The organism is Psychrobacter piscatorii (assembly GCF_001444505.1).
GTDB classification, from domain to species: Bacteria; Pseudomonadota; Gammaproteobacteria; order Pseudomonadales; family Moraxellaceae; genus Psychrobacter; species Psychrobacter piscatorii_B.
Genome location: NZ_LNDJ01000119.1, coordinates 1 through 8,643 on the forward strand (window position 1 = coordinate 1; position 8,643 = coordinate 8,643).

Below are 8,643 nucleotides of genomic sequence, written 5' to 3' on the forward strand. Positions count from 1 at the left end.
GTCACTACGAGCTGAATTTAACGTGCGATCTGGCATCATCGCATCAAGATTGCTTAAGCGGATACTAGCCTCACCTTGCTTGATAATACTAATGGGTAAACGTTTGGCGGCAAACGGTGGACCTCCTTTAACGTCACGTATCGCAACAAACAACACATCATCAGCTTTCACTAACGGTAATAAATTAGCGTTAATTTTCACTGTCACGTCAATACCTTCTAGCGCTTGCTTTTCTTGCGTGCTAACGTAGTTGCTTAACTCATCTAAGCTTGCTAAAGCTTTAGTATGATCACCTGGTTTGGCCACAATGCTGCCTTGTAAGCGTTTAATCCAACCTTGCGCTTGGGCAAAGTTACTACTACGAGTCTCACCCATTGCCATGAGCATTTGAGCCCGTTCATGCTGCGGATTCTTAGCTAATATAGCTTGTAATACACGGCGAATATTGGCGTCTAACTGACCTTCATTAACGAAAAAGCTAGTCTGAGCATAAGTGGTGGCGATTTCTTCATTTTCAGGAGCTAAACGATAGGCACGAGATAAGGCTTCCAGCGCAGAATCAGTTGCCTCCATAGATAAGAAAAGCTCGGATAGGCGCATCCAGCGATTAGGATCATCAGCATTACGATGAACATTGGTTTGCATGGCGCTAATCAGTTGACGACCATCTTCAAACGCCCATGATGGCGGCTTGTCAATTTTAGCTGTCAATAGGTCGTCAGCCACTTGTCCTACTTTGTCCTCAGCTGTCCACAAATCAAACACGGGCGTACGATTGCCTATTAGTAAATACGCCATTGCAGCCAATATTGGGATCCAAGCTGCGACAATTAAACGGCTTTTGACATCAGGGGTGACCATAGGTGTTATCTGACGCTGCACATCTAATAGCTGACGCTCCAGTTCCAGCTTTTGATTTTGATAATGGCTATTATTAATAGTACCGCTGTCTTTATCTGTTTGTAGCTCAGCTAAACGTTCGCGAAATACTGCAACATTAATATCTAGCAGTTGATTGTCTATTGGTTTGGACTGCAAACGCGGTGCTCGTAGCCATGGCATAATAGCAATCAGCGCAAATATAAGAGCAATCAGCAAGCTTAGAGTTACAAATAAGCCAAAAGTAGAAAATAGAGTCATTTTTTGTCCTCTAGGCTAGTAATGTCGTGGTCGACACTCTCAGCTTGCGATAATAGACGATCAAGCTCAGCCTTTTCCGTAGAGGTCAAGGCAGCAGTACTGTTCACTGTGACGCCGCTTTGACCACGGGCAACAACTTGGCGACGCTTACTTTGCCAAAACCAACCAATAATTAAGACGAGCAATAATAGTGGTGGAAAAAACCATAGGATCCATGTTGATGGTCGCATAGGCGGCTTGTAGCTAATAAAGTCACCGTAGCGCTCTTGCATATAGACGCGTATTTCAGCATCACTACGTCTATCTTTAATTAAATCATAGACTTTTTGCTTTAGATCCTGTGCAATCGGTGCATCAGAGGCTGCAAGGTTTTGATTTTGGCATTTTGGGCAGCGAAACTCTTCTATTAATCCACGATACTGAGCTTCTTGCTGTGGTGAGTCAAAATCGTATACGTCAATAGCTGCGTTTGCCGTCATGTTAAGCAGACACGCTAGTATTAAGCTTGCTAGTTTTAAAACTATATTGGGTTTTAGTTGAGGAGCTCTTATTCGAGTAACGTTCATTTGCACATCTCCTCAACCTGAATGAGATCAGGACTATCGTTGTTCTTATTAGCCTTATTAAGTACTGTCAGGCACGGCTTAACACGCTGTTGCCAATTGGCTTCATTAATCTCACCAACAATATGCTGACGAATGATGCCATCTCCATCCACAACAAAGGTTTCGGGCGCACCAGTTATGCCTAAGTCTAGAGCAAACTGACCCAATGAATCCTGAATAGACATAGAAAATGGATCACCGCCTCGGTTTAAGTAACTGAGCGCATTACCAATCTCATCCTTATAATTCACACCAACGATATCAACGCCGCGCTCTTCTAGTTGCATTAAAAACGGATGCTCAATAACGCAAGTTGGGCACCATGAGCCCCAAACATTAAGTAAAAACGGCTTATCCGGCAAATTATCATTGGTGATAGTACGGGTAGTATCTGCTAATAACGGCAGCTCAAAGGTAGGAACCGGACGCTCAAGAGCGGTATTGGTCACAATGTCTGTTGGTTTACCTAAGCGCATGTACAATATAACTACCAAACCAAAAAAGAGGATAAGCGGAATTAAGAACCATAGCTTCGTCTGCTTTTTTTTCATTGTCTTTGGGTTACGCTGCTTACTGTTTTGGCTATCTTTTTGCTCAGGAGTATTATTCGACATAGTCATTTATTTCTCCTTTAGTGTCGACATCGTCGATACTGAGATTGCCTGCTCAATAGCTACCTCATTGACTCCATAAGTAGCCAAACTACCAGTAACTAGCAACGGAGCTTTAATTTTTTTGATGCGGTATCGTTTATCAAGCATACTAATTAATCCACCTAGAGCCATGATAATTGCCCCTAACCAAATCCAGCGAATTAATGGTTTTACATAAATCCTTAATGCCCATTGGTTACTACCATCGGCAATAGGTTCGCCCAGTGCGACATAAACATCGCGCATAAGACTGGGGTCAATAGCAGCTTCAGTTGTTGGCATCGTGCTGATAATATAAGTACGCTTTTCTGGAGTCAGTTTCGCCACTTCACGACCGTCTTTGGATACCACCACTTGCGCTTGCGTTGCATCAAAGTTACTACCCTTTATTTCAAAAAATTCAGTTACTTCAAAATCGTAACCTTGAACATTGACTGTATCGCCAATACCCATTGCTACGTCACGCTCAATACTCAGGCTACTAGTAAAGGCTATGCCAATGACAGCAACCAATACGCCAATATGAGCAGTCTGTTGACCCCAATAGCTAAGACGCAGCTGACGCAGACCTTTAAAGAAATTAGGGGCGTTCTTGGTTTTGTCTCTAAAGTCAACGATCATCCATAGCAGTACCCAAAAGCTCACCGCTAAAGTCACGCCAATATTGAACATAGCAGATGGACTGGTAAAGTAGGCGATAATAGCAGCCAATACGATACTACTAGCGGCAATGGCGATACCCACCCCTAGTAACGGACGCTTATCTTGTTTCCAGCGAATATTAGAGCCCATACCCATAGCGATTAACAACAGCCATGTCAAAGGCACAAACAGCGCATTGAAGTATGGAGGCCCTACAGATACCTGACCGAGACTAAAGGCATCAGCGATAATAGGATAGAGGGTGCCGAGCAGCACCACTAAGGTTGCAATCAAAATGATGGCGTTATTGATCACTAAAAAGGACTCACGTGAAATCAGCTGATATTGACTTTCAACGGTTAAACGCCAACCGCGAACGGCAAACATTAATAGACCACTACCGATGATAATGCCAAGAATAGCTAAGATGACCAAACCACGCGTCGGATCAGCGGCAAACGAATGCACTGAGGTAAGGACTCCAGAGCGTACCAGGAACGTGCCAAGCAAGCTTAAGGCAAAGGCGAAAATAGCCAGCATGATGGTCCATGCTTTAAACACCCCGCGCTTTTCAGTGACTGCTAATGAATGCAGCAATGCTAAGCCGACAAGCCAAGGCATAAACGAGGCGTTCTCTACCGGATCCCAAAACCACCAACCGCCCCAGCCAAGCTCGTAGTAGGCCCACCACGAGCCCAGTGCAATACCAATGGTCAAAAATCCCCAAGCCGCGAGCGCCCATGGACGTGACCAGCGTGTCCAAGCAGCATCTAAACGCCCTTCCCACAATGCCGCCATACAAAATGCAAAAGGTACTACCATACCCACATAGCCCATATATAACATGGGCGGATGAATAATCAGACCGAAATCTTGTAGGACAGGATTTAAATCAGCGCCATCGACCGCTAGATTGGGTAAGGTACGCTCAAACGGTGACGAGGTAAATATCAGCATCGTTAGCATCATTAACTGTACACCGGCCAAAATAACTAATACCCGCGCACGCATTGATAACGGCAAGCCGCGACTAAAGTATGATACCAGTGCACACCATGTGGCCATGATGGTCATCCATAGCAGCAAAGAGCCCTCGTGTCCGCCCCATGTCGCCGATAACTTATAGTACCAAGGCAACAGCGTATTAGAATGCTGCGCGACGTAACTGAGGCTAAAATCATTATAATAAAAACCTGCTATCAAAGCGCCAAATGACGTTATCATGGCGGCAAACTGTGCCCAAGCTAGGCTAGGGGCTAGTCGTTGCCAAGCAACTTGGTTACGAATAACACCAATAGTTGGCAGAATTACCTGCAATAACGCCAGTACAAAAGCGGTAAGCAAGGCAAAATAGCCCAATTCTGTAATCAACATACGGTCTAACCTTATTTACTCTAATGCGGTTGCAGTTTACTGTGGCGGTGGAATTTTTATTATTAGAACCCACCCCCGAAATCTGCTGCTATCTCTAGTTTTTAATTGATTTCGAAGGGTTTTATTTAACTACTTTAGGCGGAGTTACCAGTGGAGGCGCGCCTTTAAAGCGCAGTAAACGTAACGCATTGAGAGTAACGAGCACTGTTGCTCCAGCATCAGCTAGAACCGCAATCCATAGTCCAGTAATGCCGAATACGGTCGTGATCAGAAAGACGCCTTTGAGACCTAAAGCGAAAATGACGTTCTGATGAATGTTGCGCATGGTGGCACGCGAAAGTGCAATCAGATGGGCCATGTCTGTAACACGACTTTTTAATAATGCGATATCGGCCGTCTCAATGGCCACATCGGTACCACCACCCATCGCGATGCCAACATCAGCGGTTGCTAGTGCTGGCGCATCGTTAATACCATCACCCACCATCGCTATTTTGCTGTTATTCTTCATCTCGTTAAGCAAGCGCAGTTTGTCCTCAGGCAACAGCTCAGCTTCCCATTCCACGTCTAAATTACTGGCAAGTGCTTGAGCGGTTAAGCGGTTGTCGCCTGTTAGCATGACGGAGCGCACACCCATCGCTTTAAGTTGAGCCACACCTTCATGAGCGTCGTCTCGTAACTCGTCTCTTAGTGCGACCAATCCAAGCACTTCTCGACTTTGCTCATCGAAAAGAACTGAGACGGTCTTGCCCTCATTTTGCAGCGCCTCGATTTGTGCCTGTTGCTCGGCTGAAATTGATGCCTCATCTGCGGCATAAACAGGCGAACCGATAGCTAGCGCGCGCCCAGCGATAGTTGCGTGTACCGCTTTACCCGCAGTAGCAGAAGCTTTAGAAGCCACAGGTATGACAACTTTGGCGGCTTTGGCATGACTGACAATAGCTTCAGCAAGCGGGTGACTAGAACCTGTCTCCACACTGGCAAAGAGCGCCAATACCTTATCTTTACCTTGAGAACCCTGATCCTGAGAATCCTGACCTTGAACACTTGAATACTCTTGTGTAATGTCAACAACATCGGTCACGCGTGGTTTGCCTTCAGTTAAAGTGCCTGTCTTGTCAAAAGCGACTGTCTTCACTTGGCCGATGGTTTCTAAAGCACTACCGCCCTTGATCAGCAAGCCGCGGCGCGCACCGACCGCTAGACCAGAGGCGATAGCAGCTGGTGTTGAGAGCACAAGAGCACAAGGACAAGCGATCAATAATAAGGCTAGACCTCGATATAACCAAGTTGACCAATCTCCGCCCATGGTTAACGGTGGGACGATGATAATTAGGGCGGCAATAGCCATCACAGCCGGTGTATAGTAACGACTGAATTTCTCAATAAAACGGGCAGTGGGTGCTTTGGAAGCTTGCGCTTGCTCTACCAAATCAATAATGCGCGAAATAGTGTTATCGGCGGCTGTCTTTTCTACGCGCACTTGGAGCACACCATCGATGTTAATTGACCCTGCAAATACATTGTCACCCATCGTCTTGGCAACAGGAACAGACTCTCCCGTCACGGGCGAATCATCAAGGCTGGACGCACCTTGAACAATGGAACCATCAGCAGATACCCTATCTCCAGGACGCACCAGCACAAGGTCATTCACTTGTAGTGAAGTCGCTGGAACGTTACGCTGCCCACCTTGAGCATCAAGTAAAATCGCACTTTTCGGAACCAGCGATGATAAGGCTCTGATGCCAGCGCGAGCGCGATCAGCAGCGATACTCTCAAACAGTTCACCGATTGAGAACAAAAAGACAACCGCTGCGGCCTCTTCAGCTTCACCAATGATAAGTGCGCCAAGCACGGCGACGGACATCAGCGTTTCAATTGAAAAGAATGAACCTGTTTTAGCCAGTGCTAAGGCTTTGCGTGCAAATGGAAAAACGCCTACAATCACAGCGATGGCAAACACCCATATCCCATAAGCGGGGAACAGTAGTGACAGTGCATAAGCGCTGCCCATCAAAATACCGAGACCAACAACCTGTTTGCCTTTTTGAGTTTGCCACCACCGCTTATCCTGCGGAGCCATCTGATTGTCGCTGTCAATATCAATAGCCGATACAGTTTGTTGACCAGTATTGGCAGATATACCGAACCCTAGGCTTTTGATTGTTTTTTCGATATCACTAGCCTGAGTCGGCGCACCAGGGGCTAAATTTAGCTCTAGCGTTTCTGTAGCGAAATTCAGCTGAACATCAGAAACCCCAGGCATACGTTTCAAAGCTGTTTCAATCTTGCCGATGCAACTGGCACAGTCCATACCTTCAATATGATATTTCATAATAATTTACCCTTTGAATAATGATATTATGAACCCTATAGTGGCTTTAGAGTCAAGGTTATTTATCTACAGTTTCGTAATTTTAATTTCTCTAGCGCTAGTCTTTACAGCCACTTTAATTATTTAAATCATAGAGGTTGTTATGACAATCAAAATTGGTGAGCTCGCTAAACGCACAGGTGCCACAGTAGAAACCATTCGCTATTATGAAAAAGAGCGTTTATTACCCGAGCCTTTTCGTAGCGAAGGGAATTATCGTTTATATAATGAAGAGCACATTGAGCGTCTACAATTTATCCTACATTGCCGTACGCTCGATATGGCTTTAGATGATGTGCGAATCTTACTTGAATACTGGGAGTCGCCTGACAAGGACTGCGGCGATGTGAATAACTTGCTAGATGAGCACATTCATGCTGTGGAAATACGAATGGAAGAACTGATGCACTTAAAGCATCACTTGACCGTTTTGCGCCAGAAATGTGCAAGTAGTGCACCAGCGTCATCATGTGGCATTTTAAACGCGCTTGTCGATAACTCCTGTCATGAGTAATGATATCAGTAGTGTTCATTTCTGACGGATCAAATCATGAAAGGTTAAATACGCCCTGATGTTAAGCACAAAAAAACCCAGCAATGATATTAAGATCACTACTGGGTTGGAGGAAATAACAACTATGTTGTGCTGACTTAGAAAGTCTTATTTATCATTCATAGCAAGGTGGATATTACGATCTGATGCGGATGCGTCATCCACGTATTTTGAATCGCGCCATGTCGTATAAGCATAGACACCACTGTATGGGCTGATGCTGTTCTGACGGAAATCAGAAATCCAATTTTCGCCATCAAAGATTTGGATATGGCCATGCGGGCGCTTTGATGAGCGATCATAGACAATAACATCACCTACTTGGGTTGGCATATCATTACTGATTTTGCTAAAACCTGCTTTATCAAGCGTGCCACGAGTGGCGTACTGATAGGCTGAAGGATTGGGTGTAAATTCATAACCAGCTGATTGTAGTGCTTTACGTACGTAACGGGCACAATATCCAGAGCTGCCAGATAAAGCCACTTTTGAGGCGCGAGCAGCAGCGATAGCGGGGGCTGAATTGCTGTCAGGAACTGTATTGACTTGCTGCTGTTGTTTTTCAGCGTATAAGCGGCTGTTTAATGATGAAAGCTGATTCTCTTTTTGCTTGGCCTGCGCACTTAGGTTGCTAATTGCTTGACTAATTTCATCATTATTAGAAACATAAGCACCACTTTTGGTGCTATAGATGTTTTTTGATGAACCGTAGTTTGATGCCACAGAAGTATTGGTGATGGTATTATTTGTTTGAGAGATTGTGATAGCAGCACCACTCGTTTGTGCTATGCCCATACCCAGTACTGACAAAATCAATAAAGCCTGTTTCATAAATCTAATACCTACGGTTAATTCAAAATCGTCTGTTATCAACAACAGCGCAGTCAATTAAATCTCAATAACTCAAGTATATATATGTCATAGTGACTGATACTTCTGCTGCATATTATTCATATAAAAAATGATTATTGGCGATCACAGCTCATTGAAGTCTTACGAAGCTGTTACAAATCAAGCTGCTGACCAAAACACAAAGCCGACTTTAGCATAGGTTGTTTAGCCTGTCATTCCCCTTAAAAACCCCAAAAATACTTTTTTGATGTCGAAAAAATTGCTAATATCCCACATTTTACAATGTAAGTTTGTGTAACATGTACAGAATATAGCTGACTAGATTGACCACAATTTCTACTGTTTTATAAGCAAAAAAACGTCTGAGGGTTAAATCTATAATTTAGATTTAACCCTCAGACGTTTTTCTATTGGATGAAGTAATTACCCTATATAGGGTCTAACTAA

At 44.5% G+C, this 8,643-nt stretch carries 7 protein-coding genes; 1 reads left to right on the forward strand and 6 read right to left on the reverse strand.

Annotated elements, in window-relative coordinates:
- From ccmI to AS194_RS12480, 5 genes are all read right to left on the reverse strand, one after another.
- On the reverse strand, positions 1 to 1,140 hold a 1,140-nt coding region (ccmI, locus tag AS194_RS12460; protein ID WP_058025810.1), incomplete at its 3' end, for a c-type cytochrome biogenesis protein CcmI.
- Positions 1,137 to 1,619: a cytochrome c-type biogenesis protein gene (locus tag AS194_RS12465; protein ID WP_020443538.1), complete on the reverse strand. Its 483-nt coding sequence runs from the start codon at positions 1,617 to 1,619 to the stop codon at positions 1,137 to 1,139. The genes AS194_RS12465 and ccmI, both read right to left, overlap by 4 nt.
- A gap of 83 nt (positions 1,620 to 1,702) precedes the next feature.
- Positions 1,703 to 2,365 (reverse strand): DsbE family thiol:disulfide interchange protein, encoded by a 663-nt coding sequence (locus tag AS194_RS12470; RefSeq protein ID WP_011513682.1) that lies wholly within the window; start codon positions 2,363 to 2,365, stop codon positions 1,703 to 1,705.
- Positions 2,366 to 4,414: a heme lyase CcmF/NrfE family subunit gene (locus tag AS194_RS12475; protein WP_025643925.1), complete on the reverse strand. Its 2,049-nt coding sequence runs from the start codon at positions 4,412 to 4,414 to the stop codon at positions 2,366 to 2,368.
- Between the two features lie 121 nt (positions 4,415 to 4,535).
- Entirely contained in the window at positions 4,536 to 6,752 is a 2,217-nt protein-coding gene (locus AS194_RS12480) for a heavy metal translocating P-type ATPase (RefSeq protein WP_058025811.1), read from the reverse strand.
- A 142-nt stretch (positions 6,753 to 6,894) separates the two neighbouring features.
- Between AS194_RS12480 and cadR the strand changes: the two genes are divergently transcribed.
- Positions 6,895 to 7,305 (forward strand): Cd(II)/Pb(II)-responsive transcriptional regulator, encoded by a 411-nt coding sequence (cadR, locus tag AS194_RS12485; protein WP_007394845.1) that lies wholly within the window; start codon positions 6,895 to 6,897, stop codon positions 7,303 to 7,305.
- Positions 7,306 to 7,452: 147 nt separating this feature from the next.
- Here cadR and AS194_RS12490 read toward each other — a convergent pair whose 3' ends face one another.
- Positions 7,453 to 8,175: a CHAP domain-containing protein gene (locus tag AS194_RS12490; protein WP_025643918.1), complete on the reverse strand. Its 723-nt coding sequence runs from the start codon at positions 8,173 to 8,175 to the stop codon at positions 7,453 to 7,455.
- Between the last annotated feature and the right edge of the window lie 468 nt (positions 8,176 to 8,643).